Origin of the sequence: Hoylesella buccalis ATCC 35310 (assembly GCF_000177075.1) — a bacterium.
Lineage (GTDB): Bacteria > Bacteroidota > Bacteroidia > Bacteroidales > Bacteroidaceae > Prevotella > Prevotella buccalis.
Genome location: NZ_ADEG01000073.1, coordinates 14,458 through 33,888 on the forward strand (window position 1 = coordinate 14,458; position 19,431 = coordinate 33,888).

Annotated in this window: 14 protein-coding genes; 6 read left to right on the forward strand and 8 right to left on the reverse strand. The window is 42.1% G+C overall.

Going from position 1 to position 19,431, the window contains the following annotated elements:
- Nucleotides 1–7 precede the first annotated feature (7 nt).
- The 8 genes from HMPREF0650_RS07845 to HMPREF0650_RS07880 form a co-directional block, all read right to left on the reverse strand.
- Nucleotides 8–940, reverse strand: a complete 933-nt coding sequence (locus tag HMPREF0650_RS07845; RefSeq protein ID WP_004349813.1) for a fibrobacter succinogenes major paralogous domain-containing protein — start codon at nt 938–940, stop codon at nt 8–10.
- 40 nt (nt 941–980) lie between these two features.
- Nucleotides 981–1,400, reverse strand: a complete 420-nt coding sequence (locus HMPREF0650_RS07850; RefSeq protein WP_245543481.1) for a hypothetical protein — start codon at nt 1,398–1,400, stop codon at nt 981–983.
- Nucleotides 1,401–1,497: 97 nt separating this feature from the next.
- The gene (locus HMPREF0650_RS07855) at nt 1,498–2,391 is read right to left on the reverse strand and encodes a ChaN family lipoprotein (RefSeq protein WP_040562892.1); all 894 of its coding nucleotides are present in this window, start codon (nt 2,389–2,391) and stop codon (nt 1,498–1,500) included.
- Nucleotides 2,375–5,218, reverse strand: coding sequence for a M16 family metallopeptidase (locus tag HMPREF0650_RS07860; RefSeq protein ID WP_004349817.1), 2,844 nt, complete (start codon nt 5,216–5,218; stop codon nt 2,375–2,377). Before HMPREF0650_RS07860 ends, HMPREF0650_RS07855 begins: the two co-directional genes overlap by 17 nt.
- A 94-nt stretch (nt 5,219–5,312) precedes the next feature.
- Nucleotides 5,313–6,530 (reverse strand): DUF4929/DUF8472 family protein, encoded by a 1,218-nt coding sequence (locus HMPREF0650_RS07865; protein ID WP_004349820.1) that lies wholly within the window; start codon nt 6,528–6,530, stop codon nt 5,313–5,315.
- 65 nt (nt 6,531–6,595) lie between these two features.
- The gene (locus HMPREF0650_RS07870; RefSeq protein ID WP_004349822.1) at nt 6,596–8,035 is read right to left on the reverse strand and encodes a RagB/SusD family nutrient uptake outer membrane protein; all 1,440 of its coding nucleotides are present in this window, start codon (nt 8,033–8,035) and stop codon (nt 6,596–6,598) included.
- 4 nt (nt 8,036–8,039) lie between these two features.
- Nucleotides 8,040–11,111: a SusC/RagA family TonB-linked outer membrane protein gene (locus HMPREF0650_RS07875; protein ID WP_050774855.1), complete on the reverse strand. Its 3,072-nt coding sequence runs from the start codon at nt 11,109–11,111 to the stop codon at nt 8,040–8,042.
- A gap of 87 nt (nt 11,112–11,198) precedes the next feature.
- Entirely contained in the window at nt 11,199–12,098 is a 900-nt protein-coding gene (locus tag HMPREF0650_RS07880; protein WP_040562895.1) for a sirohydrochlorin chelatase, read from the reverse strand.
- A 287-nt stretch (nt 12,099–12,385) separates the two neighbouring features.
- Here HMPREF0650_RS07880 and xseA point away from each other — a divergent pair, with 287 nt between their 5' ends.
- From xseA to HMPREF0650_RS07910, 6 genes are all read left to right on the forward strand, one after another.
- Nucleotides 12,386–13,681 (forward strand): exodeoxyribonuclease VII large subunit, encoded by a 1,296-nt coding sequence (gene xseA / locus HMPREF0650_RS07885; RefSeq protein WP_004349827.1) that lies wholly within the window; start codon nt 12,386–12,388, stop codon nt 13,679–13,681.
- 1 nt (nt 13,682) lies between these two features.
- A complete protein-coding gene (gene xseB, locus HMPREF0650_RS07890) occupies nt 13,683–13,874 on the forward strand; it encodes an exodeoxyribonuclease VII small subunit (RefSeq protein WP_004349828.1) in 192 nt (63 codons plus the stop codon).
- Nucleotides 13,875–13,984: 110 nt separating this feature from the next.
- Nucleotides 13,985–15,001, forward strand: a complete 1,017-nt coding sequence (locus HMPREF0650_RS07895; RefSeq protein WP_040562915.1) for a branched-chain amino acid aminotransferase — start codon at nt 13,985–13,987, stop codon at nt 14,999–15,001.
- Nucleotides 15,002–15,409: 408 nt separating this feature from the next.
- Nucleotides 15,410–16,180 carry a tRNA (guanosine(46)-N7)-methyltransferase TrmB gene (gene trmB, locus HMPREF0650_RS07900; protein ID WP_004349831.1) on the forward strand — a complete coding sequence of 257 codons (771 nt, stop codon included), beginning with the start codon at nt 15,410–15,412 and terminating at the stop codon, nt 16,178–16,180.
- Between the two features lie 21 nt (nt 16,181–16,201).
- Complete coding sequence (locus tag HMPREF0650_RS07905) at nt 16,202–18,544, forward strand: GH92 family glycosyl hydrolase (protein ID WP_004349833.1); 2,343 nt, start codon at nt 16,202–16,204, stop codon at nt 18,542–18,544.
- A gap of 37 nt (nt 18,545–18,581) precedes the next feature.
- Entirely contained in the window at nt 18,582–19,388 is an 807-nt protein-coding gene (locus HMPREF0650_RS07910; protein WP_004349834.1) for a basic secretory protein-like protein, read from the forward strand.
- Nucleotides 19,389–19,431 lie beyond the last annotated feature (43 nt).

Here is a 19,431-nt window from a genome sequence, read left to right on the forward strand (position 1 = left end):
GCTTTTATTATTTGGTTTCTACCAAGATAGGTCTGATACAGTTACCATTATTAGCATCGCCACCATTTTGATTAATGTAGAATCCATCGCGGTCGAACGATACTTCAAAAGCATAATTATCTGTTTTATTGAACAGTTGGCTTGTCCAATAATAACCACCATATCCAGCATTTTTTATCTTGTTTTCAAAGCGATACCCTGCTAATGGCAAAAAGAGATTTTTCTCTACTTCAGCTTTCGAGAACTCTTTAGCTATGGTATTTGTTTCACCAAAATCTCCTGCGGCTTCTGTAATCAGACAGCCATAAAGTTGCTTGCCGTTATCTAATGTAATATAACCTAACTGCCAATCGCACCCATCTTTTAAGTAATTCCAGTCGGCTTTAGACGGCATGCGCCATTTACCTTTCGTAGCCCAAAATGCCAAATCACCATATTTTGCTTCATCGAAATTCTTGGTCTCATCTTTACAATCAATATCTTTATACATTTTTCCAGAGATGTTGTAAATATCCCAAGATCCATTACCAAAGGCTTTTACAACGTCTGACCCCTGTGTTATGGCTGCATTGCCTAATACTCCCCATCTGAAATGATCTACTTGCGTATCACTGAGTTTACATTTGGTATTTCCTTCGCCAGCTCTTCCATAGACAGCATTGAAGTACTCCCATTGGTTGGCAGCAATTCGCCACTTTCCATTATCATAAACAAGGTTCCCCATTGCCCATTTTTTACCACCCATGGTAATAAAGCGTGGTTCATCTTGTGGCTCTTCCTCCTTGCCTTTTATCTCTTCAAACATGACATCTTTGATTTCGCTTGTTGCAATAGTAAGTACTTCACCGTTTACTTTGTTTATCTTCATGTTGTACTCTTGAGCATTGATGCTTATCACAATAGCTGATAAAACAAACGAGAGAATGATTTTTCTTTTCATATTTTTTGTGAATTATGGTTTATATTGTTTTCTATAAAAGTTATTTATTTACAATTTTAATTACATTTTTATTTGAATGGAAAATGTAAACGCCATGTGGCATGGTTGAGACATCAATATCCACACAACCTTGCGAATCGGCTTTGTAATGTGCTACTTCTACTCCGTTGAGGGTGAAAACTCTTACGACAGATGATGATGTAAGCCCTTGGTACATCACATGTCCATTGAGAACAAATGGTTTCTGCGCAACTGTTCGTTCTTCATCAATGTTTGTCGTGGGTTGTTGTTTTGAGAAATAATAGCGTACGATTTGATTGGTGACCATTTCTTTTGTTTCATTGAAATTGTCAGTAATCACCAATTTTCCTCCTTTAAAAGAAATGACGGGTTGTTTGTCCATACCAAAGGTAACAAAACTTTTGTCCTTAAACTCAACGATCAAATATTCTGTTGCCATTGTTCGGAAAGGCGTAATCATGAACAACACGCATGACAGTACGAGCTTGTAATTGATTTTCATTTTATACGTTGTTTATTTTATTATAATTGTTTATCTAATATGTATTTGTCATATCCTCCGGCACACAAAGATAATAATCTGCTAATCCCTTGTATGTATCATCTAAAAATGTAATATCTTCTTGTCGCACAGTACGTAGAGTAATTATTTTTTTCTTGGGGGCATATTTCCTTAGGTAGGTGATAATGCCACTGTTGCCATCAGTGTGGATATTTCCATTTATATGCAACATCTTAGGAGTGGAGGTTTGTGCGATATGCCATGCCATTGTTGCATCTTTGAGTGCCTGTGCTTCAGAAAGGTGGCTGTTATCTTTATTTGATTTTCCACCACCCAACATTCTCATCATGGCAAATCCTTGTTCGGCTTGTGGGTTTGGCTCGTAGGGAATGGGTAATGGAGGGAAAAACTCCTTGGCTTCTTTAGAAAGTGAATCAATGAATGCTAACCCGTGTTCTTTAACCATTGCCGCATATCTTCTTGGTACATTTGTTGCCACAGTTGGTATCTTGTTTTCACGAGCGAAGTTGACAATTGGCGCATAATCTGTAACGTAATTGGGCCATATACGCGCCTCTTCTTCGAATCTGTCAGAGAAAATAAGTCCTTGCAAATATTCATTAAGAATGAGTTGATTGTCGGCTTCGAACATCTCCATACCTAATGCCAAATTTTTTCCATGTACCAAATAGAGTGATTGCAGAATGCGTAACTCTAACCAGTGAGTAATGGCACAATTATGTATCTCGCCTAAAAATACGACGTCTGCCTTTGATAGTTGTCGCACCATTTGTTGATAATCGATAGCTTTGCCATTGTTGTCGTATAATCGATACGCATCATAAGTTTTCTGTTGCGCATTTGCGAACATGGATCCTGCTGCTACTATAACAAGTAGAAAGGATAGAAATTTATTTGTTTGTTTCATCTGTCTTTATTAGTACTATTCGTTTGTTTAATTTGATATGTTGCTTAAACATTTGTTGTATTTCCTGTGGTGTGATTTGTTGCAAGATAGATTCGTAATGGTTGAAGTCAGCAATGCTCTCATCATTTTTTATCAATAATGTGAGTGCATTTTTCCACTCTATGGGTGTGTCGTTGGATAGAGCTTGCTGCTTAGCTACCAAAAACGATCGCTTCATTTTTTCAAGATTAGCTGTGCTTACTGCAGTGTCTTGAAATTGTGTGACGATGTTGCAGAGAGTTTGTTCAACCTTTTCCAGATTGTTCTTATCTGCATCAATGGTAAGTTGTAAATATGCTCGTTGTTGAGGGTATCCATCGTAAAATAGGTCGACGTAAGGTGAATATACGATGTGAAGCTTTTCTCGCAGGATATCGATAACACGCTCTTGCAACAAGTCACGCATTAGTTTCATGCAGAGAGATGTTCTCAACCCAGGATGATAGTTGAAGGGAAGTACCATATAGAGTGTTCCCTTTTGATGACTATCATTGTCTATGAATACTTTTCGTACCTCATTGTGTGGTAAGCTTATAGGTCGATTGTCCAAAGGCATGGCATCTTGTTGAAGCATTTCAGAAAAGATAGTGACAGCTTGCGGTATGATTTTTGTCAAATCAAATCCCCCTGTGAGGATGATTGTGGTATTGCACAAATCACCAAATGTACGCTTGTAGTAGGTTGCCAATGTATCTAAATTAAGCTGTTGCCAATCTGCTTTGTTCATTAAAAAGGTTTTATCTCTTCCGTTTCCAACCAATGAGTCAATGCAAATATCTATGAGTCGGTTAATATCTCGTTTCATCATACGCTGTAACAAGGTCTCTTTTCCATTATTTGCTATTTCTGATTGTTTCAGATTTTCGAATAGTGGATAATCTAAGCCTGGATGCATTATTTTTTCTCTGATCAAACAAAATAAAGAAGAACTATAGCAGACTGGTCCAGATGCTAATAATTGATGCCAATATTGGTCTACTCCCAAAGCCATTGAGAGTGATTTTTGCATCATGATGTCAGACAGCGTGTCGTTTGGCAATCCTTGTATACCACCCAGATCCACATAAGCAATAGCATCGTAGTAGCGTTTTTGTTGTAGAGTTGTAAGGTCTGCCATTCCGCCACGTCCTATCCATGCGATGTAAATGGTAGAGTCGGCGGTATTGGTAGGTTTGAGCAATAAGCGTATTCCATTGGACAGTTTTATATCGGTTACGTCCAACTTTTCATGATAGTTTTGCTTTGTTATTGCTCCTTTTGCAATCTCGTACTTTTTCAGATCCCATTCGGGGCGTTGTATGGCAGCACATGGAGAACTTGGATGAGGTGGATGGAATGTGTATCTTTCCATGTTTTGCCGCTGTCCTTGTTGCCATGCTTGTATGATTGCTTGCTTGGACAATGAGTTGTCACTATGACTATTGTAAGCTATTAGGTTTGATTTTCGCATTTGTTTCAGCAGGAAGCTTAAACGCTTTACGATATCTTTGCTCGTAGTTTTACTTAATAGCACTTTCAGCTGATTGGCTTCTTGATTAGAGTAAATTCGTCTTTCCCCAAAAATAACATAATCAATTAGATCATCGCAAATCTCAGTAGCAGTTTTGTCTTCTTTTTCAACAATCATTTTTTCTTGTTGCTTTTTGATGAGATGTTGAAGTTCTATGGAGCAGATACCTTGCTTGACAATACGTCTACATTCTGCTGAGGCTGCTCTTATGGATTGTAGCAATGTGCTGTTATGCGTTGATGAAAATGAGAATGTAAAGTGATTTTTATTTGCTAAATACCACGAGTCATAGACATCGCACCTTGTTCCGCTTTCCTTTAATCTGGTGTTGAGTAAAGAACACACAATTTCCATACGTTTACGTTCAAGCATGTTGTGCAGATTGGTGGTAAAAGGCATGACATGTGGAATTATCCAATCAATTTTTTGAGTGGTTTGTAAACTATCGGTTAACACCATATAGTTGGTGCCTTTGCTGTAAGTTAAAGGATAAGAGGGAGGTGGAGTTTGCTTGTTTGTTTTTGGAAGATGTCCCAATGTTGTTGATATCAAATGTTTAGCCTCCTTAACGTCTACATCTCCAACAATAATAATAGTTGCATTATGAGGCTTGTACCATTTGTTGTAATATTGAAGTAATGCTTTAGGCGTTACAGCTTTAATTTCTTCTTCTGAACCCAAAGGCATACGCTTAGAATATCTTCCTGTTCCTATTTTTAGCGTATAAAAATCATCAGGCAGGGTATAACTGCGAAGTTCTTCTATAATGGTGCCTTTCTCATTTTCAACATGAGATGTTGATATTTCAATAGCACCAAGCCAATCGCTTGTCGAATGAAGTGCTAATTGCAGTATTTTAGAACGTTGTTGGGCGCTGGTGATCGGTAGAGATAAGGAATAAATGGTACGGTCGAATCCTGTAAACGCATTAATATCTCGCCCATATTTCATTCCTTGCGCCTCGAAAGCCTGTATCATAGTGCGATTGGGAAAATGTTTAGTTCCCTCAAACGCTAAATGTTCCAAGAAGTGTGCGCATCCTCTTTGTTCTTCATCTTCAACCAACGAACCAATTCGCATAATCATCCGCATTTCTATTTTATGCGATTGGTTTGTAGTAGGTACAAGGATGTAACGTAAGCCATTGGTGAGTTTCCCCTCAACAGCATTGGGAGAAAGGGGAGGGAACGTTGTGTCCCCCGCCCTTGATATAGAAATAGAAAAAACAAGTAGAAGTGATAATAAGCTTATTCTACAAGTTGTTAGTTTTATGTGCATATACCTTTAGGGTATGATATTGTGAATTTTTTATTGTTTACACTTGTCACCGCTTCTTAATAGAAGAGGAGATGATTCTGTTCTTTAACCAATATTAAAAGGTATATTCTACATTTATTTGTGTGTAGCCATTCGCCTCATCAAAGTCCCATGGGAATGTAAAAGACATCTTCCCTCCCTTGAAGTCAAGAACAGAGGTAGGCTTGATGTAGTCAGACGGATCGTTCTTATATGAATCCTTGTCTATGGTGCTATATCCGAGCCATTTATTTGGGGAAATACTTCCACCTGCATCAATTACATCTTGGTTAATTAATATCGTTTGCTCATGGTCTTCATAAGGCAATTTGATGGTAACGGAGACATTTCCTTGCTTTACAATGTTCTGCAAACGGTCCCATGCAGAGAACTTGTATGAAAAAGGCACCACAGTTATTTCGTCTCCATATACATCCTTTCCCGTTCCTAAGAAATTGATTTTTCCATCTTTAATATTGAGTTCAATATTGTCAAGAGCTGTCGTGAATGTATCTTCCTTAGGATCAAACTTTACTGCTTTCACAACAGCCAAGCCATTAGGTTGTTGTTGGAAGAATTCTGTATCCTCAACTGTCTTCTTTTTAAGTACCATGTAGAAAAAGTCGTTAAGTCCCATTGCATTGGATATCATCTTTAAAACGGGTTTGTCGGCAGTGGCTTTTTCGCTGAGTGTAATAATGGTGTAACCGTTGAATGTTTCTTTCTCTTTACCTCCAAAGTATTGTTCTTTGTCACTGGCATTATAACTAACAGTTGCTTTTACCTTTATTTTACCAAGGATGCCTGTGAGGTCAACTCCAAACTTTTCTTTATAACCCTTGATTAATGATTGTTGTGCTTCTGTTAAGACTGGAATATCACTATCTTGTCGAACATTAATAGTCACAGGCTTTAATAATTTTACGTTATCATTGTTTATGTGACCCACATTGATGGTAATAGAACGAACTCCTTTAACTAAATGTTTGTTGTTGGATTTGATAGTAAAGGTTTGAACCTTTTCACCTTTCTTGAAAACAAGATTTTGCGTAGAAAGTTCTACAATCTTGTCATCGTTTCCTGTGACCATCAAATTGGCAGTAATGTCTTCCTCTGGTGTAAAGGACAGACTTGCCTTAATCGTGATCGTGGTATTATCATCTTCTGCAATCTCATGAACTCCTTGCAGTTCAAGATTTAGATGATTTGTCATTTGCTCATCCTTTTCCTCTGTACAAGAGGGTATAAGCAAAAGTGCCAAAAGGGCTGCTAATGTAAATTTAATGGTTTTCATTGTGTAATTGTTATAAAAAATTGAGTTATTTTTATGAGATATTTGCCAGTTCCGTGTGATGTCTTTTAGTGTGATGTCATGTTAGACACCTTTACCTGTTTTTCATTTGTATAATACCAGCCTTTGTTTTGGTTAATTTCAGCAAGATTAAAGCGGTATTCTGCTTTTGGTATAGGGAAAGTCCACCGATAGTCGTCTTCAGATATATAAGCGGAATGTCCCTCGCCCCATAGAGTTAAGCGAGCAAGCGGTTTGTTATGTGTACGTTTTAAGTCAAAGTAATTAGTGCCTTCTCCAACAAACTCTTCGTATTTGTCGTGAAGGATAGAATCGACTAAATCTTTGCCATTCAAATTTTCTGTGAGCATGTTCTTTCCAGTTAATTTTCGATAACTGTTTATCGTTGCAATAGCCTTGTGATTATTTCCTATTTGTGCATAAGCTTCAGCCACCATGAAGATAAGACCTGCCCGCCGCATTTTGTTAAGGTAGGAGACGACCATGTTTTCTTTTTGTAACTTGTTATATTTACCCAAGAGCATGACCTGTTTGTTGTACATCTTTTTGGGTATAATCGCCATGTCATAACGTTTGTCTGATTTGTCAATTGCAAAGTTTGGGTTGACGGCAAATAAATCTCCTTTGTTTCTGTCGTATTCCAAATTAGTGAAAACAGGACTATCCATATAAAAAGCAAAAATACGTTCTGTTGAGTTTTTGTCAGTCCATAAAGAATGGTATTCTTTTTCATAGGAGTCCGACTCTGCCTTTGGCATAGTAGAAAGCAGTGGGACAGCATACTTGAGAACTTTATCCCATTGTCCCATATAAAGGTAGAGATCGGCTAATAAGTAGTGAGCTGCATCGTTCGACATCCACATCTGATTTTTGTTGTTGAAGGGATGTTGTGCTGTTTGTAGTAATAAATTCTCGATATAACTCGTACAATCTTTGATAGAACTACGCTGTTTGTTTTCTATTCCGAGTGTCGACTTTAGTATGATTCCCATGTCGTCTGGGTTTCTGTCGTAGGCTGGAGCATATATCTTGAGTAATTGCAAATAGCACCGAGCTTTTAGTAGTTTGCTTTCCGAGGAAATATTAATAATTTCCTGCTTGTCACCTTCTTTTTCTATCTGCACTTGTGGCAGTCGTTCATCTAAAGCATCACAGATAGCAATAACGTTATAATATCCAAGCCAAAGATTCGTGGAAAGTTGCGTGATTTCTTTAGGACGCCACGCATACAGATTTGTTAATTCAACATTGCTGTGAGAGAGTGACGTAGGGCAAAAGTCATTGCCTAAGATTGAAAACTCCAATTCGTAATGAGGGTATGCCCTATATGCTGAAGTTAAGAGTGAACGTGCATTTTGAACATTGGTAATCGCATCGGGGTCTGAAAACATATCCATTGGCGGAATGTTGAGCGAACACGATGTAAATATCATCGCAGAAATGATATAATGATACAATAATATATTTTTGCGTGTTATCTTAAACATAATTTCAAAATGTTAGGTTCATATTAAATGTGAACACAGGTTGAAGTGTTCCAGAAAGTTTTCCACTTTCTGGATCCGACTCCTTAAAGGATGTCCATGTATAGAGATTTGAACCTTGAAATCCCACTGAGGCGAATTGTAAAAAAGGTAAATGCTTTTCTAACCATTTTCCTGCAATGCGGTATCTCAATGACACCATGGATAATTTTAACATGTTGCTTGAACCAACTGTGCGAGAGGTTGCATACAAAGCCATGTTTTCTTCAGCCACACTGTTTGCGTAATAGGGTGTGGGATAAATTTTGTGCTCATCTCCTTGCTTAAACCACATGTGCTCAGTGAGTCCAGCAATAGAATTCTTGTTTGCATTGTCTTTATTACGTACGTACTTGTAATCAAATTGACGAATACCCGAAAGCGTGTAGTAAAAGCCAACATTCATTTCAAATTCTTTGTATTGAAAATCAACATTCAATCCTCCGTTGTATGGTGGCGTGAGATGACCTAAGGATTGGAAATCAGACTTCGTAAGAAATTCGCTTGCTTGTTTTTCCTTGCCGTCAGGAGTCTTGAATACTGGATAACCAGTAAGAGGATTAATGCCTAATGAATGAAGCCCATACAGCATATCGTATGATTTACCTACCTCGTAAGTTGGCAGTATATCATCTTCGTTCGTATATAATCGATTGCCGTCATATAGATCAATAACTTTGTTGCGATTATAGCAAAAGTTGGCACGCAAATTTAACCTGCTGTCATAATTATCAATAATCCTAACGTTAAAGCCTAACTCTATACCGTTGTTTTGTAATATTCCAACGTTGCGTTTCATCAATTGAAATCCTGTGCTTGTTGCAATAGGTACATCCAACAGGGCTTCTTCTGTAATGCGATTATACCAATTCGCATCAAATGTAATGCGGTGAAATAGTTCAAGGGTTAGACCAGCGTCCATTGATTTGTTTTGCTCTGCTTTCAAGTCTTTATTATAAAGCATAAGTAGTTCCAATGGCCTTACCTCATCATAGCCTTTATTGGAAAATGAGAATGTGCCAATCGTTTGTGATACCGAAACACCATTAAGATTAGCTGTTACGCCATAAGATGCTTTTAGGTTCAGTGCAGATATTATCTTATTCCCCTTCAAAAATGAATAATTGGTTGGCGTCCACCCTATTCCCGTTGCCCAAGCAGAGTTCCAACGCTTCTCTTTAGGAAGAACGGATGACGCATCCGCTTTGTAGGTGGCGTAAAAGTCGTAGATGTTTTTAAGGGAATAGCCACCTACCACTCCTATACCCAATTGTGCGTTTCTGTCATGTGGGTTTCGTATCTCAGGTTGCCTAAGCCCTTGCAGCGAATGGTTTATGGCAGAAGGTGAGTCTATATTACCCACACCATATCCCGTGATGCCTACTCCTTCATTGTCGTAAAAGTAATAATCTATATTCGCACCAAGAGTAAGGTCGTGTATGTCATTGATTACTTGATTATATGTTGCTCTAAAGTTGCTCGATATATTTGTTGTCGCATTTTGAGATTTGCTGTATATCCCGCGCCTTAGGATAGGGATACCTTGATGCTGTTCACTGTAAGAGGTAGCAGGAGTAAATCGATGATTGTTGCCAAAGCTCAAGTCAGCACCTGCAATGTATGCCAATGTTAGTCCTGCAAAGGGAGTAAGAGTGAGGTTGGCGGAAAACCCCACGTCTTTCTCTGTATGGTCTTGTTGGAATTGGTAAAGCAAGTCTTTGAACCTTTGTCCTGGGTATGAATAAAGTTGCGATGAAGTTGTTTCGTAAGGATTAAGGTTATACACCAATGAAGTTGGGTCGAAGGTTGTGCCAGTTGGCGTATTCGTTTTTGCGTATCCACCATTTACTCCCAACATCATATAGCCAATCTTTCCTAACCGTTGGTCTAAGCTAAGACGTACGCTATAACGTTGTTTGTCATTTCCTTTCATTCTTCCACCTTGATTGGCATAGTTCGCAGAAACATAATATGTCGTTGAATTATTCCCGCCTTTCAAGCTGAAGCTGTGGCGTTGGTAGATATTATTATGTATCAGTTCGTTAAACCAGTCTGTGTCAATTTTCCGTAATTCATTGAGATATACTTCTCCTTCTTTGATAAGTCGAGCCTTATCAGGATTATCAGCCTCATACTTGTTATAATAGTCGGCACTAAAGCGATAACCTGGTGTGGCAGGATTTTGTAAAAGTCGTTCGAATTCCAATTTTTCACTGGAATTCATTAGCCGAACTCCTCGTTTTCCTCGTCCCGTAATTCCGATATTGTTGCTGTAGGATATGGTAAGTTTGCCACTATACCCACGTTGTGACGTTATTTCCAAAACCCCATTAGCAGCTTTAACGCCGTATAAGGCACATGCTGATGCGTTCTTTAGTACCTTAATACTTGCAATATCTTGTGGGGGAAGGTTATAAAAGGTTTCGGCAGCTATTATTTTTCCGTCTAAAACATACAATGGTTCATTGGTCATATTCCCCTTTCTAAATGAAGAGTTTCCACGTATGCGTATTTCAGGGGCTTTACCCAATTCCCCTGTATTAGAAACCATTAATCCTGGTACCATTCCTTGCAGAGCCAATCCCATGTCAATCATTGGCTTATCTTTAAGTGCTCTCATGTCTACATTAACCACTGCACCCGATTTAGCTCGCAAGTCAATCGCGTTGATATTGCTTTTTGCACGTATTACTACTTCATTTATTTGATTTACATCTTCTGACAACTTCACGTTTAGGCATGGTGCGTTATCTTTACATTTCACTTTTTTTGTGGCATATCCCACATATGAGAAAGTTACAGTAAATGAGTTTTGTCGTGGAATACTTAATAAAAATCGTCCTTCGTTATTTGTAACAGTCATCGTATTAGTGCCATCCACTTTCACCGACACGCCTATTAGAGGCTCGTTATTTGTGTCAGTAACATAACCGAAAACCTTACTTGTTTGAGCATGAGTATTGAGAATGCCCCCTATCATACACAGCAAGACAAAAATACTTTTCTTGCATGATGTGTTCCCAAATAGCAGCAAAGTCATCTGTAAGTTTTTGGTTGTTGTTGCTGTGTGTTTTGGCTTAATACTTAACATGTATGCACTATTTTACTAACGGATGAGATTGAAGAGCTATTTCTTGCTCTTCAACCATTGTGTCGTTTCTTCTATTACCCAATTGGCAATTAAATCGGATGATGCTGGCAAAATTCCCTCATTGCTGTAAACTATTTCTACACCATCTTTGGTTAACTCCGCTTGTTTTTCTTGCATGTTGTGCCTATCTGCCATACGCTTCACGTCTGAAGTAAGATAAATGCCCTGAACCAATATTCGCTTTTTGTGTTGTGAGGCACGTTTTAACATGGGTAGTAGTTCATTTGCGAAGTCATGTCCCATCTCTATTTGCTGTGCATCAGTATAAGTTATCTTGCTGTTGTCTTTGATGTATTTTTGTACATGTTCTAACATCATGTTCCAAAATCCAATACGTTCTGGGTCGCCATGTGCAAGAAATATTACGGCTTCGTTTTCCTCATCTTTCGACATCGCTTTTATTCGTTGTAACATCGTCTTTTCTAACACGTAGCTATAATAGAATGTTGGTCCCATGACGATAGGAACATTGGTATGAACCATCTCGGTATTTTCCTCTGCCAACTCTTCGCGTACATATCTATTATACTTCATGCCAAGAATGTTAGGTAAATCTTCTTCCGTGTGACTTGATGGGGCTATGAACAAAGGTAAAGCAAAGATGGTATCGGCTCCTTGTTCCAAACAATTTTTTACTACATTGGCAACCGAAGGTTCTGTATATTCCATGAGTGCCACACGCATATAGTCAATGCCTTTTACGGGATGCGTTGCTAATTTTTGCCGTACGATTTGTTCTAAATCCAAGACTGGTTTACGCCAACTGGGCATAGGTGAGCCATGCGCTATTACAATTAACGCATTTTTGGCTTGCATGCTACCGACTATTGTCAATATAAATGTTAATGCTAAAAGTTTTTTTCTTAAATTTTTCATTTTCAAAGATGATATATAAATTAGTTATTTCATTATCCGTTCAATGGCATGCTTATGCATGTAGTTTTGAATTTGCAAAGATAACAGCTCCTAATTGTCAAGGCAATACCTAAATATGATGATTTTTTCTCAAAATCATTGCAGGTTGTTTCTTTTGTATCTCCAACTGTAAGTTCATTTAAGAAACGTAACTGTCGGAGTTATCTGCCAGTGCATTTTTATTACCATGCATCGCCTTTCAAAATAAAATTGTATTTTTGTATCGAAAAGGTAAAACATATTTTCACATGAAGCAAGCACTAACCTTGTTTGAACTCAACGAACTGGTGCGCGAAACCCTCCAAACCACCATGCCCAACGAATATTGGGTGGAGGCCGAATTGTCTGAGGTACGCGAGGTAAGGGGGCACTGTTACATGGAACTGGTGCAGAAAGATGAGCGAACCAACACGCCCGTGGCCAAGGCATCGGCCAAATGTTGGAAGAACAAGTGGATGCTCATGCGCCCTTACTTCGAACGCACCACCGGACAAGTGCTGCGCGCCGGCATGAAGGTGTTGCTGAAGGTGTACGCCAATTTCCACGAGGCTTACGGCTTTTCTTGGATTGTTACCGACATCGACCCCGTGTACACGATGGGTGATATGGCAAGGAGAAGACAAGAAATCATTGCCCAATTAAAGGCAGAGGGCGTCTTTGATTTACAAAAAGACTTACACTTATCTATGTTTGCGCGCCGCGTTGCCGTCATTTCCAGTGAGCAGGCGGCCGGCTATGGCGACTTTTTACGTCAGTTAAAAGATTGCGAGCAGGGGTTCAACTTTGAGGTTCAGCTCTTTCCTGCCGTCATGCAAGGCGAACGAGTGGAACCCAGCGTGATCGAAGCCTTGAACCATATCAATGCGCAAGTCGATGACTTTGACGTGGTGGTCATCATCCGTGGCGGCGGTGCGACAAGCGATTTGAGTGGTTTCGATACCCTTTCGCTGGCCGAGAACGTAGCCAATTTCCCCTTGCCCATCATCACTGGAATTGGACATGAGCGTGATGAGAGCGTGTTGGACATGGTTTCGTTCCGTCGAGTCAAAACTCCTACGGCTGCAGCGGCATATCTTATTGATAACCTGGCTGACACTTTGGCTCGGATAAACGATGCGCAAAGTGAGATGGTGCAAATCGTGAGGCACTGCATGGAACACCAGAAGAATCGATTTGTGCGCGTATCGAGCAAAATTCCGGTACTTTTCTCGCATGTCAGAGTGCGGCAGGAAGAGCGTTTGCAACAATATTTTTTGCAGCTCACCGCCAGGGCTTCCCGCAAAATCTCTGATTCCCAGCATCACGTCCAGGTACTTTCAAACAGTTTGAAACCGATGACTGAGCGCAAAATCGTGACGGAAGGGCATCGCCTGGACATGCTTCAGCAGCGATGCAAGTCGCTGGATCCCCAACTGCTGCTAAGCCGTGGCTACAGCATCACGCTGCACCAAGGACGCGCGGTGCGCCATGCCAGTGAGCTAAAGACGGGCGACGAGATAGAAACGCGCGTGGAGAATGGAACATTCAAATCAATCATCAAATAATATGACCAAAGAAATAAACTATGAAGAAGCTGTTCGGCAGCTTGAAAACATTGTGCAGCGGATGGAAAACGAGGAACTCGATATCGACGAATTGACCACCGAACTGAAGAACGCTCAAAAGCTCATCAAACTTTGTAAGGCGCGCCTGACAAAGGTAGATGCTGACATTAAGAAGATTTTGGAAGAGGATTAACCGATGTTAGGGCTGCAAAAAATATGTTACAATCGTTGTGCAAGCGCGATATTTTGCCTATTTTTGCGAAACACATGATGTGATTATAAACCTTTTAAACAGATAAGATGATGAAAAATATTGATTGGGCTAACCTGTCCTTCGGTTACGTGAAGACCGACTATAACGTGCGTTGCTACTATCGTGACGGTCAATGGGGCGAGATTGAAGTCTGCTCCGACGAGTACCTTAATATGCACATGGCTGCCGCTTGCCTGCACTATGGACAAGAGGCCTTCGAGGGTTTGAAGGCCTATCGCTGTCCGGATGGGAAGATACGCGTGTTCAGAATGAACGAGAACGCGACTCGCTTGCAGAGTTCTTGTCGCGGTATCGTGATGCCTGAACTGCCTACCGAGCGTTTTGAAGAGATGGTTAAGATGGTGGTGAGGCTCAACCAAGCGTACATACCACCCTACGAGAGTGGAGCTACGCTATACATTCGTCCGCTGCTCATCGGCACTTCGGCGCAGGTGGGTGTGAATGCGGCGCGCGAATACGCATTCATCATCTTTGTCACCCCTGTGGGACCTTATTTCAAAGGTGGATTTTCCAGCAACCCATACGTCATCATGCGCGGCTACGACCGCTCGGCTCCTCTGGGAACGGGTAAGTACAAGGTGGGCGGCAACTATGCCGCATCGCTCTACGCACACAGCATCGCTCATGAAAAAGGGTATGCCAGTGAGTTTTATCTCGATGCCAAGGAGAAGAAATACATTGACGAATGTGGGGCTGCAAACTTCTTCGGCATTAAGAACAACACGTATATCACGCCGAAGTCGACCAGCATCCTGCCTTCCATCACCAACAAGAGTCTCATGCAGTTGGCCGAAGACATTGGGCTGAAGGTGGAACATCGTCCAATTCCCGAAGAGGAGTTGGAAACATTTGAGGAGGCTGGAGCCTGCGGAACAGCTGCCGTCATCAGTCCCATCAGCTACATCGACGACCTCGATACGGGCAAACGTTATGACTTTGGTGATAAGCCTGGCCCCATCTCCACAAAGCTGTACAACAAGTTGCGTGGCGTACAGTATGGCACGGAGCCAGATGTTCATGGCTGGACTACCGTGGTGATAGAGTAATAGTGAATAATATAGAAGAGCGACATTCTTGTCGCTTTTTTCTGTTTCGGGGCGGCATGAAAGTCGCCCTTTTATGTTCATAACTTTTGGTTTTTCATCACACAAATATGATGTGTTATGGAAGTCAGGTTCAATCCCATTGACTTTGCCTGCCAATCCCATTGACTTTGCTTGTTAATAGCATTGACTTTGCCCGCCAAACTCATTGACTTTGGAAGCTCAAATGATAGTTTCTGAAAATCAATTAGTTACAAAGATACCATTGTGCCTTTTGCGTATGTTTCAAAGATGAGAATCGAAGATGACGAAACGTGTGCGAGAAGGGATGATATTTCGGCCGATTAAAGCCTGTGTGGGTTTGGCTGAAAATAAATAATTGATTATCTTTGCAAACACAAAAAACACTTTATGGGCAAAGGAAAATTAGAGAAATTTGCTGAAATGGAGACATTCAAAAATGTCTTTCAATATCCCTTTTCTATACTTGAGAACGTTCCTTTCGATATGAAAGGTCACTGGTGCGACGATTATTTCAAGAACAACCATCCCATTGTGCTGGAGCTGGGATGTGGTAAGGGTGAGTATACTGTGGGGCTTGCCAGACTTTTCCCCGACGTGAACTTCATCGGTGTGGACATCAAGGGTGCGCGCATGTGGACCGGTGCCAAACAGGCTTTAACCGAAGGGTTGGACAATGTGGCTTTTCTGCGCACGAACATTGAGATGATTGACCGTTTTTTTGCTCCGGATGAGGTGCGGGAAATATGGCTCACTTTCTCTGATCCGCAGATGAAGAATGCCCGAAAACGGCTCTCCAGCACCTTTTTCATGAACCGCTATCGCCGTTTTTTGGTGGACGGTGGGGTGGTGCATCTCAAAACCGACTCTAACTTTTTGTTCACTTACACATCGCTCATGGTGGAGAAAAACCAGCTGCCATTGCTCCAAAAAACAGCTGACCTGTATCACACCGCTGACGTTGACGAGGCCACCCGGCGCATCTTGTCCATCCAGACGTATTATGAAAGTATGTGGATGGAGCGAGGATTGAACATCAAGTACATCAAATTCCGGCTGCCGCATGAAGGCCAGTTGGAAGATCCCGATGTGGAAATACCGCTCGACGACTATCGCAGTTACCACCGTAGCAAGCGCAGTGGCAAGGCTACTGGTAAGTAAACCCATCAAAAACTAAATCAGATGAAAAAAACAGTGTTGCCGTTGATGGCACTTCTCATGCTTGGCAGCTTGCTCATGCAGGCGCAGAACAAGCGTTCGCTGACATCGTATGTCAACCCCATGATTGGCACAGCCGGCATGGGACACACCTTTCCAGGTGCCTGTGCGCCCTTTGGTGTGGTTCAATTGAGTCCCGAAACTGATACCATTCCGCATAATGTTGATGGCAAATATCAAGGTAAGGTGTATGCTTACTGCGCTGGTTATCAATATGATGACCCTACCATTGTGGGATTCAGTCATACGCATTTGAGCGGTACGGGACATAGTGATTTAGGCGACGTGATGATTATGCCGCAGACGGGGGCGCTGAAGTTGAATCCCGGCACGGCCACTCATCCGGAGAATGGCTATCGGTCGCGCTATTCACACGCCAACGAAAAGGCCACAGCCGGATATTACGAAGTGATGTTGGATGACTATGGTGTGAAGGCACAGCTTACCGCTACTCCACGAGTGGGCGTTCATCGTTACACGTTTCCAAAGGGAGCAGACAGCCGCATCATACTCGATTTGTTGCATGGTATCTACAACTACGACGGCAAGGTGTTGTGGAGCAGCATGCGAGTGGAGAACGATACGCTGATAACGGGTTACAGACTCACCAACGGATGGGCGCGGTGCAACTATACTTATTTTGCCATTTCGCTGAGCAAGCCCATCAAGAGCTATGGCTATCGTGACATGAAACGTCCCAAATATGTGGGATTCTGGCGAAAGTTTGACCTGTACCATAACTTTCCGGAGATAGCGGGAAGGGATGTGGTGGCCTATTTCAACTTCGACAACCAGGCTTCCCAGGTTCTTGAAATCAAGGTTGCCCTGTCTGCAGTGAGTACCGAGGGCGCACTAAAGAACCTTCGTGCCGAGGCTGCGGGTAAGACTTTCGAGCAAATCAGCAAGGAAACGCACGACCAATGGGAACGCGAACTGGATGTCATCGAATGTGAGGGGCCCGAAGACCATAAGGCCATGCTTTACACGTCGCTTTACCATACCATGATTAACCCGTCGGTTTACATGGATGTGGATAGGCAATACCGTGGTTTGGACGGCAACATTCACATGGCTCACGACTTTGACAACTATACCATTTTCTCGCTTTGGGATACTTATCGCGCCCTGCATCCGCTGCTCAACCTGCTGAAGCCAGAACGAAACACCAACATGGTGAAGTCTATGTTGGCTCATCAGCAGCAGAGTGTGCACAAGATGCTGCCCATTTGGAGCCTCATGGGCAACGAAGGATGGTGCATGACGGGTTATCACGCAGTATCCGTTCTTGCTGATGCCATGGTGAAAGGAGCCGACATCGACTATGATGCCGCTCTCAAGGCCATGATCTCTACGGCTACATGTCACTATTTTGCGGGCATTGGCGAATACATGAAGATGGGCTATGTACCCTACGAGCGTGACGCAACGGCGGCCTCGAACACGCTGGAATATGCGTATGACGACTGGACCATCTATGCGGCAGCCAAGAAAGCAGGGCGAGAAGACATCGCTGCCGAGTATGCCAAACGTGCTTTGTACTATCGCAACACGTTCGACACGACGATTGGTTTTGCCAGTCCTCGTTATGCGGATGGCTCTTTTAAGAAGGATTTGGATCCGTATCAGACCTCAAACGAAGGCTTCATCGAAGGCAATTCGTGGAATTTCTCATTCCATGCGCCACAGGATGTGTATGGATTGATGAACAAGTTGGGCGGAGAAAAACAATTCTTGGCAAAGCTCAACCGTTTGTTTGCAATGGATTTGCCGGCCAAGTACTACGAACACAACGAGGATGTGACGGCAGAATGTCTGGTTGGGGGATACGTTCATGGCAACGAGCCCAGTCATCACATTCCTTATCTGTATGCCTGGACCTCGGCACCTTGGAAGACACAGGAATGGCTTCGCACCATTATGAACAAGATGTATCGCAACGAAGTACGCGGATTGGGTGGCAACGACGACTGTGGACAGATGTCGGCTTGGTACATCTTCTCATCCATGGGCTTTTATCCTGTATGCCCTGGGACTGATGAATATGTGCTGGGGGCTCCTTACCTGCCCTATATGAAGGTGACGATGCCTACGGGTAAGACCTTGATTGTTAAGGCTCCTAAGGTGAACGACCGCAATCGGTATGTTCAACGGGTAAGACTGAATGGCAAACCGTACACCAAATTGTACATCACTCATGCCGACTTGCTGAAGGGAGGCGTGTTGGAATTTGACATGGGGAGCAGACCTAATAAGAAAAGAGGTTTGGCAAAGACGGACAAGCCGTATTCAATGACCAATGGAAATTAAAGTTCAACATCAATCAGCATTAAGAAACTAAACGATTATGAAGAAGAACGTATGGGTAATGGCGGCTGCTATGATGAGCGGAATGCTGCTCATCTCGTGTGGAATATCAAAGAAAATGGCAGGCGTGTCCCGTTATACAGACGACCAATGGAACACGCATTTGGGCAGAATAGATTTTGAAGATCAGGACAAAGGTAGCGAGGGATCGCGCATTTATCATGCCATCATCCCCAATCCCGATGCGTACATCCGTCAGGTGACGGCTACGGTGATGCGCACGTTGTATTTCAAACCATCTGACAGCATCCCCGCTTGTAAGCGTCTGCACTATATCATTCGCGACGATAAGGGAATTTCTGCCAAAGGTGGTGGGAATGGATTCGTGGATATCTTCTATAGCACACGACACATCAAGCGTTCGTTTGCCAACAATGACACGGCGAAGGTTCTCTTTGAAACGCGCGGTGTATTGCTGCACGAGTTGACACATGCTTTTCAATTAGAGCCGCAAGGCATTGGCGGTTACGGTGATAATAAGGTGGTATGGTCGTTCATTGAGGGAATGGCCGATGCCGTTCGTGTGGCCAATGGCGGATTCCATGGTGAACAAGATCGACCGAAAGGTGGAAATTATATGGATGGCTATCGCACCACGGGCTACTTCCTGAACTGGGTGAAGGATCATAAGGATAAGGATTTTATTCGTAAGATGAATCGTTCAACCCTGGAGGTTGTGCCATGGTCTTGGGACGGTGCCGTGAAATATGCACTGGGCAAGAAGTATGGTATTGACGCCCTTTGGCACGAATATCAGGTTGCCATCGGTGACATCAAATCCAATTAAATCGATATCAACACCATCTCCTGCCCGTTGAAGGGTGGTAGGA